The 21,406-nt window shown below is 68.3% G+C and carries 19 protein-coding genes and 1 riboswitch; of the genes, 16 read left to right on the plus strand and 3 right to left on the minus strand.

What is annotated here, in order from left to right:
• Window positions 1–37: 37 nt before the first annotated feature.
• Window positions 38–2,185 carry a 4-alpha-glucanotransferase gene (gene malQ, locus BR47_RS0104735; RefSeq protein ID WP_029118761.1) on the minus strand — a complete coding sequence of 716 codons (2,148 nt, stop codon included), beginning with the start codon at window positions 2,183–2,185 and terminating at the stop codon, window positions 38–40.
• Between the two features lie 166 nt (window positions 2,186–2,351).
• Between malQ and BR47_RS0104740 the strand changes: the two genes are divergently transcribed.
• The 3 genes from BR47_RS0104740 to BR47_RS0104750 all read left to right on the plus strand — a co-directional run bounded on the left by BR47_RS0104740 (window position 2,352) and on the right by BR47_RS0104750 (window position 4,856).
• Entirely contained in the window at window positions 2,352–3,218 is an 867-nt protein-coding gene (locus BR47_RS0104740) for a sterol desaturase family protein (protein ID WP_051634645.1), read from the plus strand.
• A gap of 159 nt (window positions 3,219–3,377) precedes the next feature.
• The gene (locus BR47_RS0104745) at window positions 3,378–3,992 is read left to right on the plus strand and encodes a LysM peptidoglycan-binding domain-containing protein (protein ID WP_029118763.1); all 615 of its coding nucleotides are present in this window, start codon (window positions 3,378–3,380) and stop codon (window positions 3,990–3,992) included.
• Between the two features lie 180 nt (window positions 3,993–4,172).
• On the plus strand, window positions 4,173–4,856 hold the full coding sequence (locus BR47_RS0104750) for an Rv1815 family serine proteinase (RefSeq protein WP_502685815.1): 684 nt from the start codon (window positions 4,173–4,175) through the stop codon (window positions 4,854–4,856).
• Window positions 4,857–4,862: 6 nt separating this feature from the next.
• Here BR47_RS0104750 and BR47_RS0104755 read toward each other — a convergent pair whose 3' ends face one another.
• Window positions 4,863–5,303, minus strand: a complete 441-nt coding sequence (locus BR47_RS0104755) for a nitroreductase/quinone reductase family protein (RefSeq protein WP_029118765.1) — start codon at window positions 5,301–5,303, stop codon at window positions 4,863–4,865.
• 114 nt (window positions 5,304–5,417) lie between these two features.
• Here BR47_RS0104755 and BR47_RS0104760 point away from each other — a divergent pair, with 114 nt between their 5' ends.
• Together BR47_RS0104760 and BR47_RS0104765 are read left to right on the plus strand one after the other, a co-directional pair.
• Window positions 5,418–6,098: a TetR/AcrR family transcriptional regulator gene (locus BR47_RS0104760; RefSeq protein WP_029118766.1), complete on the plus strand. Its 681-nt coding sequence runs from the start codon at window positions 5,418–5,420 to the stop codon at window positions 6,096–6,098.
• A 123-nt stretch (window positions 6,099–6,221) separates the two neighbouring features.
• Window positions 6,222–7,700 (plus strand): FAD-binding protein, encoded by a 1,479-nt coding sequence (locus BR47_RS0104765; RefSeq protein WP_029118767.1) that lies wholly within the window; start codon window positions 6,222–6,224, stop codon window positions 7,698–7,700.
• Here BR47_RS0104765 and BR47_RS0104770 read toward each other — a convergent pair whose 3' ends face one another.
• Window positions 7,701–9,620: an ABC transporter ATP-binding protein/permease gene (locus BR47_RS0104770; protein ID WP_029118768.1), complete on the minus strand. Its 1,920-nt coding sequence runs from the start codon at window positions 9,618–9,620 to the stop codon at window positions 7,701–7,703.
• A gap of 136 nt (window positions 9,621–9,756) precedes the next feature.
• Here BR47_RS0104770 and secA2 point away from each other — a divergent pair, with 136 nt between their 5' ends.
• From secA2 to gcvP, 11 genes are all read left to right on the plus strand, one after another.
• Window positions 9,757–12,114 carry an accessory Sec system translocase SecA2 gene (gene secA2, locus BR47_RS0104775; RefSeq protein ID WP_020100151.1) on the plus strand — a complete coding sequence of 786 codons (2,358 nt, stop codon included), beginning with the start codon at window positions 9,757–9,759 and terminating at the stop codon, window positions 12,112–12,114.
• A gap of 10 nt (window positions 12,115–12,124) precedes the next feature.
• Window positions 12,125–12,763: a CDP-alcohol phosphatidyltransferase family protein gene (locus tag BR47_RS0104780; protein WP_036426711.1), complete on the plus strand. Its 639-nt coding sequence runs from the start codon at window positions 12,125–12,127 to the stop codon at window positions 12,761–12,763.
• Window positions 12,760–13,701 carry a DUF881 domain-containing protein gene (locus BR47_RS0104785; RefSeq protein ID WP_029118770.1) on the plus strand — a complete coding sequence of 314 codons (942 nt, stop codon included), beginning with the start codon at window positions 12,760–12,762 and terminating at the stop codon, window positions 13,699–13,701. The genes BR47_RS0104780 and BR47_RS0104785 overlap by 4 nt, the downstream gene beginning before the upstream one ends.
• Window positions 13,702–13,711: 10 nt before the next feature.
• Window positions 13,712–14,044 (plus strand): small basic family protein, encoded by a 333-nt coding sequence (locus tag BR47_RS0104790; RefSeq protein ID WP_020100154.1) that lies wholly within the window; start codon window positions 13,712–13,714, stop codon window positions 14,042–14,044.
• Between the two features lie 9 nt (window positions 14,045–14,053).
• Window positions 14,054–14,839, plus strand: a complete 786-nt coding sequence (locus BR47_RS0104795) for a DUF881 domain-containing protein (protein WP_020100155.1) — start codon at window positions 14,054–14,056, stop codon at window positions 14,837–14,839.
• A 73-nt stretch (window positions 14,840–14,912) separates the two neighbouring features.
• A complete protein-coding gene (gene gcvH, locus BR47_RS0104800) occupies window positions 14,913–15,308 on the plus strand; it encodes a glycine cleavage system protein GcvH (RefSeq protein ID WP_029118771.1) in 396 nt (131 codons plus the stop codon).
• A gap of 201 nt (window positions 15,309–15,509) precedes the next feature.
• Window positions 15,510–15,986 carry a glycogen accumulation regulator GarA gene (gene garA / locus BR47_RS0104805; RefSeq protein WP_020100157.1) on the plus strand — a complete coding sequence of 159 codons (477 nt, stop codon included), beginning with the start codon at window positions 15,510–15,512 and terminating at the stop codon, window positions 15,984–15,986.
• A gap of 15 nt (window positions 15,987–16,001) precedes the next feature.
• Window positions 16,002–16,736: a transcriptional regulator FtsR gene (gene ftsR / locus BR47_RS0104810; RefSeq protein ID WP_020100158.1), complete on the plus strand. Its 735-nt coding sequence runs from the start codon at window positions 16,002–16,004 to the stop codon at window positions 16,734–16,736.
• A gap of 52 nt (window positions 16,737–16,788) precedes the next feature.
• Window positions 16,789–17,283 (plus strand): bifunctional nuclease family protein, encoded by a 495-nt coding sequence (locus BR47_RS0104815; protein WP_020100159.1) that lies wholly within the window; start codon window positions 16,789–16,791, stop codon window positions 17,281–17,283.
• 234 nt (window positions 17,284–17,517) lie between these two features.
• Complete coding sequence (locus tag BR47_RS0104820; protein WP_020100160.1) at window positions 17,518–18,144, plus strand: MerR family transcriptional regulator; 627 nt, start codon at window positions 17,518–17,520, stop codon at window positions 18,142–18,144.
• A gap of 108 nt (window positions 18,145–18,252) precedes the next feature.
• A riboswitch (glycine riboswitch) is annotated at window positions 18,253–18,350 on the plus strand.
• 159 nt (window positions 18,351–18,509) lie between these two features.
• Window positions 18,510–21,380 carry an aminomethyl-transferring glycine dehydrogenase gene (gene gcvP, locus BR47_RS0104825; RefSeq protein WP_029118772.1) on the plus strand — a complete coding sequence of 957 codons (2,871 nt, stop codon included), beginning with the start codon at window positions 18,510–18,512 and terminating at the stop codon, window positions 21,378–21,380.
• The last annotated feature ends 26 nt before the right edge of the window (window positions 21,381–21,406 follow it).

Here is a 21,406-nt window from a genome sequence, read left to right on the forward strand (position 1 = left end):
CGAAGATAGCGCAGATGGCGGGGTGGAGAAACTCGAATCAACTCAATCCCGGTGTCACGGCGTCGGCCATCACCTGCGCCAACGCGGCCGCACGAGCATCGGAAAACAGGTCTTCGAGGAGGATTTTCCGGCCGTCCGGACCCGCCAGCGGTACCCGCCAGTTCGGATATTCGTCGGTGGTGCCCGGCTGATTCTGGGTCCGCACGTCGCCGACCGCATCGGGCAGAGCCAGCGCCAGCAGCCGCGACGGGGTGCGGGTGAGATAGCGGTACAGGGCCAGGACGGTCTGGTCGGCGTCGATCGCCTCGGGCGCGTTCGGTGGCAACAATCCCGCCGCCCGTAGGACGTCCAACCAGCGCTGCTGGTCGGCCCGGTCGGCCGCGACCTCTTCCTTGTACGGACGGGTCAGCAGCCCGAGGTCGCGGCGCAGCCGCAGATGCGCACCGGCGAGGTAACCCGCCGTCGGTGGCAGGTCATGCGTCGTCACCGCCGACAGGCAGTACTCGCGCCACCGCGGCGCGGGCAGCGGTCCGCCGTCCTGATCGGCCTCGAACCACAGGATCGAGGTGCCGAGCAGGCCGCGGTCGCGCAGGTAGTCGCGAACCCACGGTTCGACGGTGCCGAGGTCCTCGCCGACCACGACCGCACCGGACCGGTACGCCTCGAGCGCCAGGACGCCGATCATCGCCTCATGGTCGTAGTGGACGTAGGTACCGTCGACCGGCGTCGCACCGTCGGGAATCCACCACAGCCGGAACAGGCCGATGATGTGGTCGATGCGGACGCCGCCCGCGTGCCGCAGCACCGCCCTGACGACGGCGCGGAACGGTTCGTACGCCCGCTCCACGAGTTCGTCCGGACGCCACGGTGGCTGTGACCAGTCCTGCCCGAGCTGGTTGAACTCGTCCGGCGGCGCCCCGGCCGACACCCCGGTCGCCAGCACATCCTGCAGAGCCCACGCGTCGGCGCCGCCCGGGTGCACGCCGACCGCCAGATCGTGGACGATGCCAAGGGACATGCCCGTCTGGACCGCGGTGGCCTGGGCGGCGGTCAGCTGGTCATCGAGCTGCCACTGCAGCCATCGATGGAAATCGATACGGCTGCTGTGCTTTTCGCCGAATGCCCGCACCGCCGGATGGTCGGGGTGCTGAAACTCCGCCGGCCAGTCGCGCCAGTCGTCGCCGTGCTTCTCGGCCAGCACGCACCACGTCGCGAAGTCGTCGAGCGTCCGGCCGGTCCGTTGCCGGTAGCCGTCGTACGCGAGGGCCCGCCCCGCCGAGCGGTGGGCCCGATACACCTCCTTGAGCGCGTTGCGCTTGGACTTCCACGCGGCGTCGCGATCGATGAACTCGTTCTTGTCGGCGCGGGACTGTGCGTCGGCCCGCGCCTTGCGCAGCGTGGCCGGGGTGCGGACGGCGGTGTATTCGGGGATGGCCTGCACCCGCAGATAGAGCGGGTTGGCGAACTGGCGCGACGTCGGCAGATAGGGCGACGGCTCCATCGGGGCCACCGGACCGGCGGCGTGCAACGGGTTCACCAGGATGAAATCGGCATGATGCCGGGCGGCCGACCACACGGCGAGGTCGGTTAGGTCCGTGAGGTCGCCCGTACCCCAGGAGTTCTGCGAACGCACGCTGTAGAGCTGGGTGGCCAGGCCCCAGGCCCGGCCGCTGCCCAGGCGGCTCGGGAGCGTCAGCGCATCGGGGGTGACGATCAGGACGGCATCGGCGTCCGCGGCGGCGCCGGCCTGGACGTGCAGCCGGTGGTAGCCCAGCGGGAGATCGGCGGGCAGCTCGAAGGTCGCCTCGCCGACCAGGCGGCCATCGAGATCGAAAGGCGGCCGGTTGTTCTCCAGCTGGCGCAGCCCGGCCCGCACCGAACCGTCTTCCAGCCGGATCCACACGCCGACGGGTGCGCCGTGGGTGACGTGCACCCAGAAACTCGTCGGCTGGCCCGACCGGGCGACGATGGTGGGGTACAGGGTGCGCTGCCAGTACGCGCGCTCGTGGTCGGCCAGGGCCGCCGCGCGCGCCTCCTCGGAATCGGCCGGTACGCCGAGCGCCGCGAGCACGGCGACCAGTGTGGACGCGGCGACGGCGTGTTGGGCGCCGCTCCAGTCGACGTACTCGGTGGCCACACCGTGGCGTCGGGCGAGCTCGACGAGCGACGCGGTGCGATCAGTCATGGGCGCCATCTTGCCGCGATTCGGAGCACCATGGGAGCTGAGCGCGGGCCGTCCGGAAGGCGAGGTTGCGGGCGCATTTCCGGCCGGCGGACGGTGTGCGTCCGGATACGCTGCGCGCGGAGGTGTCGACGTGAGTTCCGATCTGCTGTCCGACGTGTTGCCCACCATGCTGCACGACCCGGTCTCGTACGCCATTCCGTTCTTCGTGGTGGCGCTGCTGCTGGAGTGGGGCGCGGCCCGCAAGCTGGCGTACGACGAGCAGCGGCCGCCGTCCGGCGCCTATCTGCGCGCCGACGCCTGGGCCAGCATCTGGATGGGCGCGGTGTCGCTGTTCACCAGCGGTGTGCTGAATTTCCTCGCGCTGGTCGGCTACGCGGCGCTGTACGTGTACGTCGCGCCGTGGCACCTGCCGGGCGACGCCTGGTACACGTGGGTGATCGCGATCCTCGGCGTCGACCTGATCTATTACACCTATCACCGCATGGCCCACCGGGTGCGGCTGTTCTGGGCCACGCACCAGGCGCACCACTCCAGCGAGTACTTCAACCTGTCCACCGCGCTGCGGCAGAAGTGGAATCCCTCCGGCGACCTGGCGATGAAGGCGGTCTTGCCGGCGCTGGGCGTGCCGCCGTGGATCGTGTTCGCCAGTTTCTCGCTGAACCTGGTGTACCAGTACTGGATTCACACCGAACGTATCGGGAAGCTCTGGCGGCCAATCGAATACGTCTTCAACACGCCGTCGCATCACCGTGTGCACCACGGCCGGGACCAGCAGTACCTCGACAAGAACTACGGCGGCATCCTGATCATCTGGGACCGGCTGTTCGGCAGCTTCACGCCCGAGACCGCCCGGCCGAACTACGGATTGACCAAACCTGTTGGCACGTATGACATCTGGAAACTACAGACGCACGAATACGTCTCGATGGTCCGAGATGTGCGCCAGGCCAACGGATTCGGTGACCGAGTGGGTTACGTGTTCGGTCCGCCGGGATGGCAGCCGGCGGGACCGGGGTCTGCGCCGGTTCGCTGACAGGGGCGTAAACGCTATCAGAACGCTGTGAATCCTTCGCGATAACTCATTGTTTGCCAACTGTTTTGATTTGGGCGAGCGCAAACGCTGGCGTTCCCCGGAACCGCCGGTACTGTCGATGAGCGACAGGGTGAATCGAACCAAAAGGAGCTGGACTTCATGGGTGACACACTTCAGAAGGGCGAGAAGCTCGAGGTCGGCCAGTCGCTGACGTCGAACAACGGTGCGTACCGGCTGGTGCTGCAGGACGACGGCAACCTGGTGCTGTACGCAGGGGAGCAGTCCGTGTGGGCCACCGCAACCGACGGCCAGGACGTCAAGCGCGCCGAGGTGCAGGAGGACGGCAACTTCGTGCTGTACACCCCGGACAAGCCGGTGTGGGCCAGCCAGACCGCCGGCGCCGACAACGTCCGTCTCGTGCTGCAGGACGATCGCAATCTTGTGCTCTACAGCGGTGACGACGCCAAGTGGTCGTCCGAGACCCACACCGACGAGGCGCCCCCGGCGCCGGTCGAGGCGGCCCCGGAGCCCGCCCCCGCGCCCGAGCCTGAGGTGGCTGCCGAGCCGGTCGCTGAGGTCGTTGCCGAGCCCGAGCCCGCCCCGGTGCCCGAGGCCCCCGCCGCACGCACCTACACCGTGCAGTCGGGTGACACCCTGTGGGCCATCGCCGAGCAGTTCTACGGCGACGGCAACCGCTACCCGGAGATTGCCGGCGCCAGCGGAATCGACAACCCGGACCTGATTCAGCCCGGTCAGCTCCTGACCATTCCCTGACCTGGTCGGACCCTGGCGGCCCGGATCGAAAGATCCGGGCCGCCAGCGCATTTCAGGGGCAGCTTGTTTGCTGGTGCGGGACGGTCGCCGGCCGCCCGGGGCGGGGGCTTTCCCGTCCCGTGTTCGGGTTTGCGGGGTAGGCTGGCGCGACGTCCGTCCCGAGGTGATGGGAGCAAGGTCATGTTTGTGGGGGGTATGCGGGCCGTGGCAGTAGCCGCGGTCGCTGTGCCGATGTTCGCTGTGGGCGGCCCGGCGCCGGTCGCGTCGGCTGATCCCGGAGTGCTCGTCTACCCGGGCATGGAGATTCACCAGGGCACCACGCGCTGCACGCTGGGTTATGTGGACCCGGTCGCGCGGACGGGCTACACCGCAGGTCACTGCCGTGGCAACGGCCCCGTCACCGACAAGGATGGCCGCTTCATCGGCACCATGATCACGTTCCGGGACAACACGCCGGACGGCGCCACCATCGCGACCGACCATCAGATCTCCGACTGGGAGTCCATCAACATCGCCGGCGACGTCATGGTGAACAACATCCTGCCGGGCGGCCGGATGCTCGTCACCGATCCCGCGGTGAATCCGCAGCGCGGCGCACCCGTCTGCCACTTCGGCGTCGTCACCGGTGAGACGTGCGGCACTGTCGACGCGGTGAACAACGGCTGGTTCACCATGTCCAACGGCATCGTCAGCCAGAAGGGCGACTCGGGCGGGCCGGTGTACACCGTCACCCCCGACAACCGGGCCGTCCTCGTCGGCGTCTTCAACAGCACGTGGGGGCATTTCCCCGCGGCCGTCTCGTGGAGCGCGACCGACCAGCAGACCAATGATGCCGTCGTGCAGCAGGCTGCCGCCGGGGGCTGAGCGCCCTCAGGCGTGCAGCTCGAAGATTGGGATGCTGGACGCCGCCTGGCTGATTTCAGATTCGGTCGACTGCGGCGTCAGCTCTGCGCAGTGGCCTTTGACCTCCCAGTACCACCGATCCAGATAACGTTGCAGCAGAGGCGTTTTCGCTGCGTCCGGCACCTCTGTGACCCTGAGGTTGCGGCTGCGCCAGCGGGGGCCGAGCTCGACTTCGCCGGCGGCGCGGACGTTGCGGACCCACTCGGTGTTGCCCCGTGGTGAAACCAGGTACCTACGGCCGTCGACGGTGAGCACGTTGATCACGACGCCGCGGAGCTTGCCTGTGCGGCGTCCCCGTACCCGCAGCGCGCTGGTGCCGGCCAGGCTGATCCCGGCCTCGGCAAGCCGGCGGATCACTTCGTTGCCGGCGCGTGCGATGGTTCCGGGCTCGTCATAGCGCGTGGTCATGTTCGTCCTTTCGATGAGAATTCGAGAAACCAGAGCAGTGCTCTCTAATTACGATGGCACGCGAGACCGGGTAAATCAAGAGCAGTGTTCTCGTTTTATGTCAGACTGGCGGGCGTGGGTAAACGTCAGGACTCCCGGGATCGGATCGAACGTCAGATCATCGAACTCGGCCGTAGGCACCTCGAGACCGACGGCGCTGCGGGGCTGTCCCTCCGGGCCATCGCCCGCGACCTCGGCATGGTCTCCTCGGCGGTCTACCGGTACGTGCCCAGTCGTGACGAACTGCTCACCCTGCTGCTGGTGGACGCATACACCGAGTTGGCCGACGCCGTCGACGCCGCCCGGGCGGAGGCGGGAGCGGACTGGCGCGAACAGATCACGGCGACCGCTCGGGCGGCACGCGCCTGGGCGATCGAACAGCCGGCCTGTTGGGCGCTGCTGTACGGCAGCCCCGTGCCCGGCTATCACGCCCCGGCCGAGTCGACCGTGGGGCCGGGTACCCGGGTGGTCGGAGCGTTGTTCGATGCGGTGGCCGCCGGCATTGCGGTGGGGGATATCCGATCTCCGGGCCATGTTGCGCCACAGTCGATTTCGTCTGATTTCGCGCGGCTGAAAGATGGATTCGGGTTCTCGGGCGACGACGCCGCGGTGACCCGGTGTTTCGTGCTGTGGGCGGCGATCGTCGGGGCGATCAGCTTGGAGGTGTTCGGCCAGTACGGACCCGACACGTTGACTGATCCAGCGGGGGTCTTCGGCCTTCAGCTCGACGTGCTGATCGGCATGCTCGCCGCGTGATGGACCGGTCGCACCGGCGAAACTAGAACGCGTTCTAGCCATGGTCTCGTCTCGACGTTATTGTCTAGTCGATCGCTGATCGGACACGTGTCCAGATCCACCGAGACCGGCCCAGGAGAGACGATGCAAACAGTTCCCGAGATCGTCAACGTTGCCGACGTGACCGAATGGTCCGACGAGGCCGACGTCGTCGTGATCGGCTTCGGTATCGCGGGTGGCTGTGCCGCGGTCAGCGCTGCCGCCGCGGGCGCCAAGGTCCTGGTGCTGGAGAAGGCGGCCGGTGCGGGCGGCACGACGTCCATGGCCGGCGGTCACTTCTACCTCGGTGGCGGCACGGCGGTGCAGCAGGCCACCGGCCACGACGACACCGCCGACGAGATGTACAAGTACCTGGTCGCCGTCGCCCACGACCCCGAGCACGACAAGATCCGGGCCTACTGCGACGGCAGCGTCGAGCACTTCAACTGGTTGGAGGACTTGGGTTTTCAGTTCGAGCGCAGCTACTACCCGGGCAAGGTGGTGGTGCCGCCGGGCACCGAGGGCCTGTCCTACACAGGCAACGAGAAGGTATGGCCGTTCTGCGAGCAGGCCAAGGCCGCACCCCGTGGGCACTCCGTCCCGGTGCCGGGTGAGCTGGGCGGCGCGGACATGGTCATCAAGCTGCTGCTGAAACGGGCGGACGAACTCGGCGTCGAGATGCGCTACGAGACCGGCGCGACGAACCTCGTGCTCGACGACACCGGTGCTGTCGCCGGGGTGGCATGGAAGAACTTCGGCGTGACGGGCACCGTCAAGGCCGGTGCGGTGATCATCGCCGCGGGCGGTTTCGCGATGAACCCCGAGATGGTGGCCGAGCACACGCCGGCGCTGGGCCAGAAGCGAAAGACCAAGCACCACGGCGAAGTCGAGCCCTACATCCTGGGCAACCCGAACGACGACGGGCTGGGCATCAAGCTCGGCGTCTCGGCCGGCGGCGTGGCCAAGAACCTGGACCAGCTGTTCATCACCGCTGCCGCCTACCCGCCGGAGATCCTGCTCACCGGCGTCATCGTCAACCAGAACGGCCAGCGCTTCGTCAACGAGGACTCCTACCATTCGCGCACATCGGCTTTCGTGCTCGAGCAGCCCGACCAGGTGGCCTACCTGATCGTCGACGAAGCGCACACCGAGATGCCGGCGATGCCGTTGATCCGGTTCATCGACGGCTGGGAGACGATCGCGGAAATGGAAGAGGCACTGGGCATTCCGGCCGGGAACCTGGCGGCGACGCTGGAGCGCTACAACGCCAACGCCGCGGCCGGCGCCGACCCCGACTTCCACAAGCAGCCGGATTGCGTTGCGGCCCAGGACAATGGGCCGTGGGCGGCATTCGACCTGTCGCTCGGCCGGGCCTTGTACTCCGGATTCACCATGGGCGGCCTGTCGGTCAGCATCGACGGCCAAGTGCTGCGCGCGGACGGCAGCGCGGTGCCGGGGCTGTACGCGGCGGGCGCCTGCGCGTCCAACATCGCGCAGGACGGCAAGGGCTACGCCAGTGGCACCCAGCTGGGCGAGGGATCGTTCTTCGGCCGCCGGGCCGGCACCCACGCCGCCACGCGGTGATCAGACGCCGGCGGGCACGCCGTCGTCTTCGATCCGGGTGAGCCGCCAGTTGCCGTCGCCCAGCAGCTCCAGCTCCTGCTGGTGATGCTGTTCGACGGTGCTGCGGTGGCTGACGCTGACCACGGTGGTGTCGGGCAGTTCGTTCCGAACCAGTTGGTACAGCATCATTTCCAGGCCTTCGTCGAGTGCCGAGGTGGACTCGTCGAAGAACACGGCCTTGGGCCGGGTCAGCAGCACGCGGGCGAAGGCGACGCGCTGCTGCTCGCCGGGGGAGAGGACCTTGGCCCAGTCGTCCACCTCGTCGAGCCGGTTCGCCAGGTGCGGCAGGGCGACCTTGCGCAGGACCTCCTGCAGCTGCTCGTCGGTGTGGGCGCCCACCTTGCTCGGGTAGGACACCACCGCGCGCAGATCGCCCAGTGGCACATACGGCAACTGCGACAGGAACAGCGTCTCGTTCTCGTCCATCGGGAAGTGCATGGCGCCGTGGCAGAAGGGCCACAGCTTGGCGAGGCTGCGCAGCAGTGTCGTCTTGCCGCTGCCGGACGGGCCGGTGACCACCAGTGCTTCGCCGGGGTACAGGCACAGATCCAGCGGCGAGATGAGTTCGCGGCCGTCCGGGGTGCTCACGGTGACCTGCTCCAGCGTGATGGTGTCGTCGGGGCAGTCTTCGGTGGCGAGCTCGGGTAGGTGCCGCGCCGCGTCGTTGGCCGTCACCAGGCCGTGCAGACGGATGATGGCGGCGCGGTAGCCGGCGAACTGGTCGTACACATTGCGGAAGAAGGACAGGCCGTCCTGGATGCTGCCGAACGCCGACGCCGTCTGGTTCATGTCGCCGAGCTTGATCTCGCCGGCGAGGAAGCGCGGGAACTGCAGGACGTACGGCAACGGCACGATGATCTGGCTCATCGACAGGTTCCAGCCGTTGAGGCCGATCATCCGGTTGACGTACCGCTTGTAGTTGTCGACGACGGGCGCGAACAACCGGCGCAGACCCGTCCGCTCGGCGAGCTCACCGTGGTAGAAGGCGACGGCCTCGGCCGCATCGCGCATCCGCACGAGCGCGTAGCGGAAGGCGGCGTTGAAGCGTTCGTTGTCGAACGACAGCCAGATGATGGGACGGCCGATCCAGAAGGCGACCACCGAGGCGATCAGGACGTAACCGAGTCCGATCCAGAACATCGCCTTGGGGATGGTGAGCCCGGCGATGGTCAGCGTGCCGGACAGGTTCCACAGAATCGCGGTGAACGAAAGCATCGATGCGATGGCGTTGATGGCGCCGAACAGCAACGTGGAGGTGGTCATGTTGTTGGGCGTGTTGGGCAGCGGGCCCACGCCGGCGGTGAAGATGTCGATGTCGCTCTGGATGCGCTGGTCCGGGTTGTCGATCGTGTCGTCGATGAACCGCGACCGGTAGTACGCCTTGCCGTCCAGCCAGTCGCCCGTGAGCCGGTCGGTCAGCCAGGCGCGCCACCGCAGGATGAACCGCTGCGTCATGAACAGGTCCAGCATGATGCGGCAGACATGCAGCACGGCCAGCAGCGAGAAGATGCCGATCGACATCCAGAACCCGTGTGCGCCAGAGTCCTTCACGGCCTGGTCATGGCCGGCCAGGCCGGAGGCCACCACCTGGAAACTGGTCATCAGATCGTTGCTCTGATAGCTGAAGAGCACCGTGAGCCGGACGCCGGTGATCACCGACAGCAGCAGCGCCGCCAGCCACAGCCACACGATGATGCTGTCGCGGCCGACGAAGTACGCGCCGGTGATGCGCCAGAACTGCCGTCCCCAGACCGTGAACCGGCCGATGGCGGTCACCACCACCAGCGTCGATACCGCGGCGATCAGCCAGGCTTTCGCGATCCACCACAGCGAGGTAGTGAGCTCACTGCCCCATTCGAGGGTCGGGGTGAACAAATCCATCCCCGCAAGGTACCCGTGACCTATTGACGTTCGCGCTGCGACAGGCAATGACGTGAGACGCCGGTCACCTTCCGCGGGTCTCCGGCAGGTGGACGGCTGCAGCAGAGCGGCCGGACGGGACCGGTACCTTTGACCTGTGGCGAAAACCAGCACCGCGAAATCCGGCCGGCTGAGCAGCAAGTTCTGGAAGCTGCTCGGTGCTTCCACCGACAAGAACCAGAACCGATCGATGAATCAGGTTCGGGCGTCGGCCGAATTCGACGACAAGGCCGCGGGGCTGGACGACGAGCAGATCACCAAGGCCGCCAAGCTGCTCGAGCTGTCCGAGCTCGCCGATGCCGCCGACATCCCGCAGTTCCTCGCCATCGCCCGCGAAGCGGCCGAACGCACCACGGGCCTGCGGCCGTTCGACGTTCAGCTCCTCGGCGCGCTGCGCATGATGGCCGGCGACGTCGTCGAGATGGCCACCGGTGAGGGCAAGACCCTGGCCGGCGCGATCGCGGCTGCCGGCTACGCGCTGGCCGGCCGGCACGTGCACGTCATCTCCGTCAACGACTACCTGGCCCGCCGCGACGCCGAGTGGATGGGACCGCTGCTGGCGGCGATGGGCCTGACGGTCGGCTGGATCACCGCCGAGTCGACGGCCGACGAACGGCGCGCCGCCTACGAATGCGACGTCACCTACGCCTCCGTCAACGAGATCGGATTCGACGTGCTGCGCGACCAGCTGGTCACCCACGTCGACGACCTGGTGTCGCCGCGGCCCGACGTCGCGCTGATCGACGAGGCCGACTCCGTGCTCGTCGACGAGGCGCTGGTGCCGCTGGTCCTCGCCGGCACCACCCACCGCGAGACCCCGCGCATGGAGATCATCCGGCTGGTCGGGGAGATGACCTCCGAGAACCGGGTCGACGACTCGCTGCAGTACTACGACACCGACGCCGACCGCCGCAACGTGCACCTGACCGACGCCGGGGCGCGCAAGCTGGAGAAGGCGCTCGGCGGCATCGACCTGTACTCCGAGGAGCACATCGGCACGACCCTGACCGAGGTCAACGTGGCCCTGCACGCGCATGTGCTGCTGCAGCGCGACGTGCACTACATCGTGCGGGACAACGCCGTTCACCTCATCAACGCCTCGCGCGGCCGCATCGCGTCGCTGCAGCGCTGGCCCGACGGCCTGCAGGCGGCCGTCGAGGCCAAGGAAGGCATCGAGACCACCGAGACCGGCGAGGTGCTCGACACCATCACCGTCCAGGCCCTCATCGGCCGCTACCCGACGGTGTGCGGCATGACCGGCACCGCGCTTGCTGCCGGTGAGCAGCTGCGCCAGTTCTACCGGCTCGGGGTGTCGCCGATTCCGCCGAACACGCCGAACATCCGCGAGGACGAGACCGACCGCGTCTACATCACCGCGGCCGCCAAGAACCAGGCCGTCATCGAGCACATCCAGGAGATCCACGCGACCGGCCAGCCGGTGCTGGTCGGTACCCGCGATGTCGCCGAATCCGAAGAGCTGCACGCGAAACTGGTCAAGGCCGGCGTGCCCGCCGTCGTGCTGAACGCCAAGAACGACGAGGAAGAAGCCGCGGTCATCGCCGAGGCCGGCAAGCTCGCCACCGTCACCGTCTCCACCCAGATGGCCGGCCGCGGCACCGACATCCGCCTCGGCGGATCCGACGAAGCCGACCACGACGCCGTCGCCGAACTCGGTGGCCTGCACGTCATCGGCACCGGCCGGCACCACACCGAACGCCTCGACAACCAGCTGCGCGGCCGCGCCGGCCGCCAGGGCGACCCGGGCTCGTCGGTGTTCTTCTCCAGCTGGGAGGACGACGTCGTCGTCTCGCACCTGGAGCCCGAGAAGCTCCCGATGCAGACCGACGAGGACGGCCGCATCATCAGCGACCGCGCCGGCCAGATGCTCGAGCACGCGCAGCGCGTCGCCGAGGGCCGGCTGCTGGACGTGCACGCCAACACCTGGCGCTACAACCAGCTCACCGCGCAGCAGCGCGCGATCATCGTGGAACGCCGCGAGACCCTGCTGCGCACCACCACCGCGCGCGACGAGCTCAAGGAGCTGTCGCCGGACCGGTACCAGGAACTGGTCAGCCAGATTGGGGAAGAGGGCGCCGAGGACGAGCTCGAGCGCATCTGCCGGCTGATCATGCTGTACCACCTGGACCGCGGCTGGGCCGACCACCTGGCCTACCTGTCCGACATCCGCGAGAGCATCCACCTGCGCGCGCTGGGACGCCAGGATCCGCTCGACGAGTTCCACCGCATGGCGGTCGACGCGTTCGCATCGCTGGCGGCCGACGCCATCGAGGCCGCGCAGCAGACCTTCGAGACCGCCAACGTGCTGGAGGACGAGCCCGGCCTGGATCTGTCCAAGCTGGCCCGCCCGACGTCGACGTGGACGTACATGATTCACGACAACCCGCTGGCCGACGACACGATGGCAGCGCTGAGCCTGCCCGGGGTATTCCGTTAGGTTTAGCCCTATGGACCCCCAGCGAGAAGCCGGAGGCGGATCGCATACAGACGTGGAAGCCGAGTCGGGCGACCGCGTGCTGACGATTCCCAACGCGCTCAGCGCGTTGCGGTTGCTGCTGGTCCCGGTGTTCCTCTACCTGCTGCTGTCGGCGCACGCGAACGGCTGGGCCGTCGCGATCCTGATGTTCAGCGGCTTCTCCGACTGGGCGGACGGCAAGATCGCGCGGCTGGTGCCGAACCAGTCGTCGCGGCTGGGCGAGCTGCTGGACCCGCTGGTCGACCGGATCTACATGCTCGTCGTGCCGGTTGCGCTGGCGATCGCGCACGTCGTGCCCTGGTGGTTCGTGCTGACCCTGATCGGCCGCGACGTCGTGCTGGCGGCCACGCTGCCGCTGCTGCGCGGCCGCGGGCTGACGGCGCTGCCCGTCACCTATATCGGCAAGGCCGCGACGTTCGCGCTGATGTCCGGCTTCCCGCTCGTGCTGCTGGGACAGTGGCCCGACGCCTGGAGCCGCGTGGTGCTGGCCTGTGGTTGGGCGTTCCTCGTGTGGGGCATGGCCATGTATCTGTGGTCGGCGGTGCTGTACCTGATCCAGGTGGCCATGGTGCGCAGGGAGCTGCCGCCGGTCGCGAGGTCGGCGGCGTGACGGAAGCCGGGACGCCCCGGGACCGGGCGCTGGGCGGCTACTGGCCGGAGGCCGGCCGTAACAGCCACGTCGCCGACGAGCCGGTCCGGATTCCGGTGCCGTCACTGCTGCGCTCGCTGCTGACCGACCATCTCGATCCGGGCTACGCCGCCGCGGCCGAGCGCCGCGAGGCGGCCGGTGACGGTGCCCGGCGCGGCTCCCGGCGGTTCATCGACGGCGCCTGGCTGCTGGTCGGCGTCGCCGCGGTGTCGGTGGTGTTCGTGACGGCGGCACAGCACGCGGTGTCGATGGCCCCGGCCAACGACCAGACCCAGCATGTCCTGTCGGCCAACGCGCGCACCGCCGAAGAGCGGACCCGCGACAGCACCGCCACCCGCGACGCCCTCGCGGGCCAGGTGGAGGCCGCGCGCCGCAGCCGGCTGGCCGGCGACGAGAAAGGCCGTGAGCTGCTGGCCGCCCTCGAGCAGGCCGAGTTCGGCGCGGGCGTGACCGCGGTGACCGGCCCCGGCCTCACCGTCACCGTCACCGAGCCGCCGCCGAGCCCGAACCTGTCCGATGTGTCGAAGCAGCGCGTTGCCGGCAGCCCGCAGATCATCCTGGACCGCGACCTGCAGCTGGCCGTCAACTCGTTGTGGGCGGCCGGTGCCGAGGCGGTCTCCGTCGGCGGCGTGCGGATCGGGCCGAACGTGACCATGCGGCAGGCCGGCGGTGGCATCCTCGTCGACAACCAGCCGGTGGCCAGCCCGTACGTCGTCGTCGCCATCGGGCCGCCGCACGCCATGCAGGAGGTGTTCGAGCAGACCCCTGCCATGCAGCGGCTGATGCTGCTCGCCCAGTCGTACGGCGTGGGAATCAGCGTCCAGACCCGCGACCGGCTGACGGTGTCGGCCGCGTCGGTACGAGATGTCAACTTCGCCAAGGAGATTGGACCAAAGTGAGCAGGGCTACATGATCGGGATCGCGGCACTGGTGGTCGGCATCGTGCTGGGGTTGATCTTCCACCCCAGCGTGCCCGAAGCGGTCCAGCCGTATCTGCCGATCGCCGTGGTGGCGGCGCTGGACGCGGTGTTCGGGGGACTGCGGGCCTACCTGGAACGCATCTTCGATGCGAAGGTCTTCGTGATCTCGTTCGTCTTCAACGTCCTGGTCGCCGCCGTGATCGTCTACGTGGGCGACCAGTTGGGCGTGGGCACGCAGTTGTCCACCGCGATCATCGTCGTGCTCGGTATCCGGATCTTCGGCAACGCGGCGGCGCTGCGCCGAAGGTTGTTCGGGGCGTGACGGTGCGACATGGCTGACGACGAACAGCACGCGGAAGAACACCACGGCCGGCACGAGCTGCCCGACGGCGTCCCGGCCCGGCTGCCGCGCACCCGGTCGCAGTTGATGTTCGGCGCGCTGGCCGTACTGCTCTGTGTGCTGCTCGGGGTGGCCATCGCGACGCAGGTGCGCCAGACCGAATCCGGTGACGCCCTCGACACCGCGCGGCCTGCAGACCTGCTGGTGCTGCTCGACTCGCTGCAACAGCGCGAGGCGTCTCTCAACACCGAGGTGGCCGACCTGCAGAAGACGCTGTCGTCGTTGCAGGCGTCGGGCAACAGCGACCAGGCCGCCATCGAGAACGCGCAGGCGCGCCTGCGTGCCCTGTCGATCCTGATCGGCACCGTCGCGGCCACCGGCCCGGGCGTCACCATCACCATCGAGGACATCGCACCCGGCGTGTCGCCCGAGACCTTGCTCGACGTCATCAACGAGTTGCGCGCCGCCGGCGCCGAGGCCATGGAGATCCGGTCGGGACGCGGTGACCAGCAGACCGCGGTACGGGTCGGTGTCGACACCTGGGTGACCGGCACCGCGGGCGCGCTGGTCGTCGACAACGTGACCATGAACCCGCCCTATTCCATTCTCGCCATTGGGGATCCGCCGACGCTCGCGGCCGCGATGAACATCCCGGGCGGGGCGATGGACAGTGTGAAACGGGTGGGCGGCACAATGACCGTGCAACAGGCCGACACGATCGACGTGAGTGCCTTGCGGCAACCGAAACCGCGCCAATACGCTCAGCCCGTCAAGTAGACGCCGGGCCTGATCGTCGAGCCGTATTCTTACTGACCGACCAACACACTGTCTTGAAACTGCAAGGAGCGTCGTGAGCGAAACGCCAGCCGATCTGCTGTACACCACCGAGCACGAATGGGTGCGCCGCACCGGCGAGGGCACCGTACGGGTCGGAATCACCGATTTCGCGCAGGGCGCGCTGGGCGACGTCGTCTACGTCGATCTGCCCGAGGTCGGCATCACCGTCGCTGCCGGCGACGTGTTCGGTGAGGTCGAATCGCCCAAGACGACGTCGGAGCTGTACGCCCCGATCGCCGCGAAAATCGTTGCGGTCAATGGTGATCTGGAAGGCTCGCCCGACCTGGTCAACTCCGATCCGTATGACGCCGGCTGGCTGATCGAACTGCAGGCCGACGCGGCCGAACTGGACAGCCAGCTCGCCGGTCTGCTGGACGCGGACGGCTACCGGGCGACCCTGGACGAGTAACCCTTTTGTTAGGGTGCTGCGGTCCGGTTCGGCCGTGGCGACACCAAAGTCGGCTCGGCGGATCCGGTGGTGGCGGGCACACTGGCCCGCGCCGCGCGGTACGGTCAATAGTGAGACGTATGCGACATTCGATGACTGCTGGCAGCACCTGCCGGCTGGTCGTGCAAAAGAGCGCCACAGCAGCCAGTAGAGGAGCAGCGCGTGACGGATAACGACAGCGGTTCGGGGACCGATTTCGGCTCCGAGGAGGCAACAGTGGAGACCACATCGGTCTTCCGGGCGGACTTCCTCAATGAGCTCGACGCCCCGGCTTCGACGAGCGGCACCAGTGCCGTCTCCGGAGTTGAAGGACTGCCGGTGGGCTCGGCCCTCCTGGTGGTCAAGCGCGGGCCGAATGCCGGCTCTCGATTCCTGCTGGATCAGCCGAGCACCTCGGCGGGCCGTCATCCTGACAGCGACATCTTCCTCGACGATGTGACGGTGAGCCGTCGCCACGCCGAGTTCCGGCTCGAGTCCGGTGAGTTCCAGGTGGTCGACGTCGGCAGCCTCAACGGCACCTACGTCAACCGCGAGCCCGTCGACTCGGCGGTGCTGGCCAACGGTGACGAGGTCCAGATCGGCAAGTTCCGCCTCGTGTTCCTGACCGGCCCCAAGACCGACGACAGCTCGGCTGGTTAGACCGGCGGTCAGTCCATGACGCAGCCCGACCGCAGTGCAGTGGCCGGGATGTCGATCGGAGCGGTGTTCGATCTGCTCCGGCCAGACTTCCCGGATGTGACCATCTCCAAGATCCGGTTCCTGGAGGAACAAGGTCTGGTCACGCCCGAACGCACTGGGTCGGGCTACCGTCGTTTTACGGCCTATGACTGCGCGCGGCTGCGGTTCATCCTGTCCGCGCAGCGGGATCAGTACCTGCCGCTCAAGGTCATCAAGGCCCAGCTGGACGCCCAGCCCGACGGCGCGCTGCCGTCGAACGGATCCGCTTACGGCGTACCGAAATTGGTTCCGGATCCGGACAGCGACCAGGCCGGTGTCCCGGCTGACGTCGCGCCCGCCCAGGTCCGGCTCAGCCGCGAGGACCTGCTGCAGCGCTCCGGCATCAAGCCGGAGCTGTTGGCCGCGCTGGTCAAGAGCGGCGTGATCATCCCCGGCCCGGCGGGGTTCTTCGACGAACATGCCGTGGTCATCGCACAATGTGCCCATGCGCTGGGCGAATACGGTGTCGAACCGCGGCACCTGCGGGCCTTCCGGTCCGCCGCCGACCGGCAGTCTGACCTGATCGCCCAGATCGCCGGCCCCATCGGTAAAGCCGGCAACGCCGGGGCCCGTGACCGGGCCGACGAACTGGCCCGCGAGGTCGCGGCGCTCGCCATCACGCTGCACACGTCGCTGATCAAGTCTGCCGTGCGCGACGTTCTCGATCGCTGAGGACTAGACTCGAATTCGTTGATGGCACACGGATTGCGGAGGGCAGACGCAGATGGGCGAGGTTCGTGTGGTCGGCATTCGGGTGGAACAGCCGCAGAACCAACCCGTGCTCTTGCTGCGCGAATCCGACGGTGACCGCTACCTGCCGATCTGGATCGGGCAGTCCGAGGCGGCTGCCATCGCGCTCGAGCAGCAGGGCGTCTCACCGGCTCGTCCCCTGACGCACGACCTGATCAAGGATCTGATTGCCGCACTTGGTCATTCGCTGCGCGAGGTGCGCATCGTGGACCTGCAGGAAGGCACCTTCTACGCCGACCTGGTGTTCGACCGCGACATCACGGTGTCGGCGCGGCCGTCGGACTCGGTGGCCATCGCGCTGCGGGTGGGCGTACCGATCTATGTCGAGGAAGCGGTACTCGCCGAAGCCGGTCTGCTGATCCCGGACGAGGGTGACGAGGAGTCGTCCGGCCCCGTGCGCGAGGACGAGGTCGAGAAGTTCAAGGAGTTCCTCGACAGCATTTCTCCGGACGATTTCAAGGCGACTTAGGCCGGAGTACGGGCCCCTTGTTACGGATGCATCTCAGTTAGGTCAGCGCGTGTCGACACTCGGTGCGCCGTTTGCGGATTCGCCGAATCCGCGCCACATACTTTCCTCGTTCTGGTGACAGGCTGAACTGGCCCGGCGGGAAGCGTATGCTCGACACATTCGAGCAGCGGACATGCCCGCCGAGCAGCAGTGGCCGCCAGGCAGGGTTAGTTCGATCGGCGAGAGGATCAGGCAGTGGGCGACGAGACGCCACGTCAAGAGCAGTTGGACCTGACGACCAACGGCGCGCCTGAGCAGGCCGCCCCGACACCGGCTCCCGTGCCGGTGCAGGCAGGCCTGTTCCCTGATGAGTCTGTTCCCGACGAACTGGTCGGCTACCGCGGGCCGAGCGCCTGCCAGATCGCCGGCATCACCTACCGCCAGCTCGACTACTGGGCTCGCACCTCGCTGGTCGTCCCGTCGATCCGCGGCGCCGCCGGCTCCGGCAGCCAGCGCCTGTACTCGTTCAAGGACATCCTGGTCCTCAAGATCGTCAAGCGACTGCTCGACACCGGCATCTCGCTGCACAACATCCGCGTCGCGGTCGACCACCTGCGCCAGCGCGGCGTCCACGACCTGGCCAACATCACGCTCTTCTCGGACGGCACCACGGTGTACGAGTGCACGTCCGCCGAAGAGGTCGTCGACCTGCTGCAGGGCGGTCAGGGCGTATTCGGCATCGCGGTCTCCGGCGCCATGCGTGAGCTGACCGGCGCCATCGCCGACTTCCCGGGCGAACGCGCCGACGGCGGCGAATCCATCGCCGCACCCGAGGACGAGCTCGCCTCGCGTCGCAAGCAGCGCGACCGCAAGATCGGCTGAGTCCCGCCTCCCAAAGCACGAGCAACGGCCCCTTCTCCCCGGCGAGAAGGGGCCGTTTGCTGTCTATTCGCGGGCTTATGTGACCGACCGGTAGACTGGCGCGCGCATCGTCCCGACGCGGGAGAGTTCTGTGGCCGCCAGCCATGGACGCCGAAGGAGCAATACCTCTCCATCAACCTCTCAGGCCCCCGGACCGCGCCGGAGCCCGATGCCTCTGGAAAGCGGCGAGCTGCGACTCGCCCGCCCATGGGGAAAGGCCGACCATCGTCGGGCCGAATCTCTCAGGCACCGACGACAGAGGGGGAGGAACCCCTAGCGGTTCCGTGGCAAGCCTGCCCCGAGCCTGAACGTCTGGAGAGGCCGTCATGACCGACAGCACGTCCCGTTCCTCTGCCGAGCACCACCAGCTTCGCTTCGTCGACCGGCACATCGGTCCGGATGCCGACGCGGTGGCCACCATGCTCGGGATCATCGGCGTCGACTCGCTGGAAGAGCTCGCCGCCAAGGCGCTGCCCGCGGGCATCCTCGACGCGCTGTCCAGCGCCGGCCTGGCCCCCGGCCTCGACGAGCTGCCGGCCCCGGCGTCCGAAGAGCAGTCGCTGGCCGAGCTGCGCGCGCTCGCCGAGACCAACACCGTCGCGGTGTCGATGATCGGCCAGGGCTACTTCGACACCCTGACCCCGGCCGTGTTGCGCCGCAACATTCTCGAGAACCCGGCCTGGTACACCGCCTACACGCCGTACCAGCCCGAGATCAGCCAGGGCCGCCTCGAGGCCCTGCTCAACTTCCAGACCATGGTCACTGACCTGACCGGCATGGAGATCGCCAACGCCTCCATGCTCGACGAGGCCACCGCCGCGGCCGAGGCCATGACGCTGATGCACCGCGCCGTCAAGGGCGACTGCCGCCGCCTCGCCGTCGACGCCGACATCTACCCGCAGACCGCGGCGGTACTGGCCACCCGCGCCGAACCGCTGAACATCGAGATCGTCACCGCCGACCTGCGTGACGGCCTGCCCGAGGGCGAGTTCTTCGGCGTCATCGCCCAGGTGCCCGGGGCCAGCGGCGCCGTCAACGACTGGTCCGCGCTGATCGCGCAGGCCCATGAGCGCGGTGCGCTGGTCGCCATCGGCGCGGACCTGCTGGCGCTGACGCTCGTCACCCCGCCCGGCGAGATCGGCGCCGATGTCGCCTTCGGCACCACGCAGCGTTTCGGCGTGCCGATGGGCTTCGGCGGCCCGCATGCCGGCTACCTGGCCGTGCACGGCAAGCACGCCCGGCAGCTGCCCGGGCGTCTGGTCGGCGTCTCGGTCGACGCCGACGGCGCCAAGGCCTACCGGCTGAGCCTGCAGACCCGTGAACAGCACATCCGCCGCGACCGGGCCACCAGCAACATCTGTACCGCTCAGGTGCTGCTCGCGGTGATCGCCGCGATGTACGCCAGCTACCACGGGCCGCGCGGGCTGACCGCCATCGCGCACCGCGTGCACGGCCACGCCCTTGCGGTGGCCATGGGCCTGAAAGAGGCCGGTGTCGAGGTCGTCCACTCCGGATTCTTCGACACCGTCCTGGCCCGCGTTCCCGGCAAGGCCGAGCAGGTGCAGGCGGCTGCCAAGGAGCGCGGCATCAACGTCTGGCTCGTCGATGCCGATCACATCTCGGTGTCCTGCGACGAGGCGACCACCGCCGACCACGTCGACGCGGTGCTCGCGGCGTTCGGCGCGACGCGCGGCGGCCACCACTGGGACGGCCCGGAAATCCATACGCGCACTTCGGAGTTCCTCACCCACCCGGCGTTCTCGCGGTACCGCACCGAGACCGAGATGATGCGCTACCTGCGCTCGCTCGCCGACAAGGACATCGCGCTGGACCGCAGCATGATCCCGCTGGGCTCGTGCACCATGAAGCTCAACGCGGCCGCCGAGATGGAACCCATCACGTGGACCGAGTTCGCACAGCAGCACCCGTTCGCCCCGGCGTCGGACACCCCGGGCCTGCGGAAGCTGATCGCCGACGTGGAGTCGTGGCTCGTCAGCATCACCGGCTACGACTCGGTGTCGCTGCAGCCCAACGCCGGGTCGCAGGGTGAGTACGCCGGTCTGCTCGCCATCCGCGCCTACCACGAGGCCCGCGGTGAAGCCGGCCGCAACATCTGCCTGATCCCGTCGAGCGCGCACGGCACCAACGCCGCGTCGGCCGCCATGGTCGGCATGAAGGTCGTCGTCGTGGCATGCCGGGAGAACGGTGACGTCGACCTGGACGACCTGCGCGCCAAGATCGCCGAACACGCCAGTGACCTCGCCGCGCTGATGATCACCTACCCGTCCACGCACGGCGTGTACGAGCACGACGTCGCCGACATCTGCGCCGCGGTGCACGACGCCGGCGGTCAGGTGTACGTCGACGGCGCCAACCTCAACGCGATCGTCGGCCTGGCCCGTCCCGGCAAGTTCGGGGGCGACGTCAGCCACCTGAACCTGCACAAGACGTTCTGCATCCCGCACGGCGGTGGCGGTCCGGGCGTTGGCCCGGTGGCGGTCCGGTCGCACCTCGCGCCGTACCTGCCCGGCCACCCGCTGGCCGCCGAGCTCGCCGACGACCACACCGTGTCGGCGGCGCCGTACGGCTCGGCGTCCATCCTGCCGATCACCTGGGCGTACATCCGGATGATGGGCGCGGCGGGTCTGCGGGCCGCGACGCTGACCGCGATCGCGTCGGCCAACTACATCGCCCGTCGTCTCGACGAGCACTACCCGGTGCTCTACACCGGCGAGAACGGCATGGTCGCGCACGAGTGCATCCTGGACCTGCGGGCCATCACCAAGGCCACCGGCGTCACCGTCGACGACGTGGCAAAGCGCTTGGCGGACTACGGTTTCCACGCACCGACCATGAGCTTCCCGGTTGCGGGCACGCTGATGGTCGAGCCCACCGAGAGCGAGAGCCTGGCCGAGGTCGACGCCTTCATCGCCGCGATGATCGCGATCAAGGCCGAGATCGACCAGGTCGGCTCCGGTGAGTGGCCGGCCGACGACAACCCGCTGCACAACGCACCGCACACCGCTGAGTGCCTGCTGGTCGACGAGTGGAAGCACCCCTACACCCGCGAACATGCCGCGTACCCGCTGGGCAAGGGTTTCCGGCCGAAGGTGTGGCCGCCCGTCCGTCGTATCGACGGCGCCTTCGGCGACCGCAACCTGGTCTGCTCCTGCCCGCCGATCGAGGCGTTCGCCTAGGTCCGTGCAAAAACGTCCCGCTCAGA

Source organism: Mycobacterium sp. UNC410CL29Cvi84 (assembly GCF_000686745.1).
Classification (GTDB): domain Bacteria; phylum Actinomycetota; class Actinomycetes; order Mycobacteriales; family Mycobacteriaceae; genus Mycobacterium; species Mycobacterium mucogenicum_B.

What these genes read in the sequence shown, in the direction of transcription:
- BR47_RS0104750 (WP_502685815.1), top strand. Translation starts at nt 4,173, where the DNA reads ATGTTTGTGGGGGGTATGCGGGCCGTGGCAGTAGCCGCGGTCGCTGTG.
- BR47_RS0104755 (WP_029118765.1), bottom strand. Translation starts at nt 5,303, where the DNA reads ATGACCACGCGCTATGACGAGCCCGGAACCATCGCACGCGCCGGCAAC.
- malQ (WP_029118761.1), bottom strand. Translation starts at nt 2,185, where the DNA reads ATGACTGATCGCACCGCGTCGCTCGTCGAGCTCGCCCGACGCCACGGT.
- BR47_RS0104780 (WP_036426711.1), top strand. Translation starts at nt 12,125, where the DNA reads ATGGACCCCCAGCGAGAAGCCGGAGGCGGATCGCATACAGACGTGGAA.
- BR47_RS0104765 (WP_029118767.1), top strand. Translation starts at nt 6,222, where the DNA reads ATGCAAACAGTTCCCGAGATCGTCAACGTTGCCGACGTGACCGAATGG.
- BR47_RS0104815 (WP_020100159.1), top strand. Translation starts at nt 16,789, where the DNA reads ATGGGCGAGGTTCGTGTGGTCGGCATTCGGGTGGAACAGCCGCAGAAC.
- BR47_RS0104795 (WP_020100155.1), top strand. Translation starts at nt 14,054, where the DNA reads ATGGCTGACGACGAACAGCACGCGGAAGAACACCACGGCCGGCACGAG.
- BR47_RS0104770 (WP_029118768.1), bottom strand. Translation starts at nt 9,620, where the DNA reads ATGGATTTGTTCACCCCGACCCTCGAATGGGGCAGTGAGCTCACTACC.
- BR47_RS0104745 (WP_029118763.1), top strand. Translation starts at nt 3,378, where the DNA reads ATGGGTGACACACTTCAGAAGGGCGAGAAGCTCGAGGTCGGCCAGTCG.
- BR47_RS0104740 (WP_051634645.1), top strand. Translation starts at nt 2,352, where the DNA reads ATGCTGCACGACCCGGTCTCGTACGCCATTCCGTTCTTCGTGGTGGCG.
- gcvP (WP_029118772.1), top strand. Translation starts at nt 18,510, where the DNA reads ATGACCGACAGCACGTCCCGTTCCTCTGCCGAGCACCACCAGCTTCGC.
- ftsR (WP_020100158.1), top strand. Translation starts at nt 16,002, where the DNA reads ATGACGCAGCCCGACCGCAGTGCAGTGGCCGGGATGTCGATCGGAGCG.
- BR47_RS0104790 (WP_020100154.1), top strand. Translation starts at nt 13,712, where the DNA reads ATGATCGGGATCGCGGCACTGGTGGTCGGCATCGTGCTGGGGTTGATC.